Origin of the sequence: Cecembia rubra, assembly GCF_003014575.1 — a bacterium.
GTDB classification, from domain to species: Bacteria; Bacteroidota; Bacteroidia; order Cytophagales; family Cyclobacteriaceae; genus Cecembia_A; species Cecembia_A rubra.
This window is the reverse complement of record NZ_PYGF01000029.1, coordinates 1-1,252: the sequence shown is the minus strand read 5'-3', so window position 1 is coordinate 1,252 and position 1,252 is coordinate 1. Positions and strand designations below refer to the sequence as shown.

The 1,252-nt window shown below is 45.0% G+C and carries 1 protein-coding gene; it reads left to right on the top strand.

What is annotated here, in order from left to right; all coding sequences use genetic code 11:
* Positions 1-85 precede the first annotated feature (85 nt).
* Positions 86-1,252 (top strand): IS256 family transposase (locus CLV48_RS20365; protein WP_106569138.1); only part of this gene is annotated, 1,167 nt, incomplete at its 3' end.

The window sequence follows — 1,252 nt, the reverse complement described above, 5'->3', positions numbered from 1 at the left end:
CACGGGGAATTTGAGGAACCCGCGGTAGGCGAATACCCGATCTGTGTGCAGACAATTTCTTACCTTTAACACACAGATTGCAAAAATGAAAAAAGAAGATCTCTTAAATGATGATTTCCTCAAGCAGTTCAAGACTGCGGGGGAGCTGAATTCCTTTCTTCAACAGCTTCAGAAAAGAGCTGTAGAGAAGATGCTTGAAGGTGAGTTAGATGCCCATCTTGGTTATGAAAAGCATCAGATCTCCGATAATCCCAATTCAAGAAACGGCCATTCCTCCAAAACAATAAAGAACTCCTTTGGAGAAGCTGAGATCAAGGTCCCAAGAGACCGGAACGGCAGCTTTGAGCCTGCCCTTGTGCCTAAACGCAAAAGCATGGCAGAAGGCGTTGAAAACGTGATCATATCCATGTATGCCAAGGGAATGTCAAACCAGGATATCGAAGAGCAGATCCGTGAGCTTTATGACATCAATGTTTCCACTTCCACCATCTCAAGGGTTACCAGTGCCGTGGCAGAGGATATTGTTGCATGGAGAAACAGGCCGCTTGACCCTGTATACCTGATCGTTTGGATGGATGGTATATCATTCAAAGTCAGGGAGAACTCCAAGGTAGTCAACAAGACTGTTTACATTGCTGTTGGGCTCAGGACCAACGGCCTCAAAGAGATACTCGGTCTTTGGCTTGGCAAGAATGAATCTTCCGCTTTCTGGATGGGGGTACTCACTGACCTGAAGGCCAGAGGGGTTGAAGATATTCTCATAACGGCAACTGATAACCTCAACGGGTTTACTGAAACAATAAAGGCCTCCTTCCCTCAGTCAGTCACCCAGATATGTGTTGTCCACCAGATCAGAAATGCATGTAGATATGTCGTATGGAAAGACCGTAAGGCCTTTACTAGGGATATGAAGGAAATTTATACCGCCCCTACTAAGGACGCCGCATGGGCTGCCCTTAACGATTTTGCCAAAAAATGGGATTCAAAATACTCGTATGCCATCAAAAGCTGGAGGGACAACTGGGATGAACTCACCGTTTTCTTCGATTACCCGGTTGAAATCCGCAAAATCATCTATACTACCAACCTGATTGAAAATCTCAATGGGAAGATCAGAAAATACACCAAAAATAAGCTCTCTTTCCCAACAGATGATGCTGTTATGAAGTCTGTTTTCCTCGCTGCAAGGGAAGCATCGAAAAAATGGACTATGCCCATTCGAGACTGGGGTACTATCCTTAACAGTTTCCTG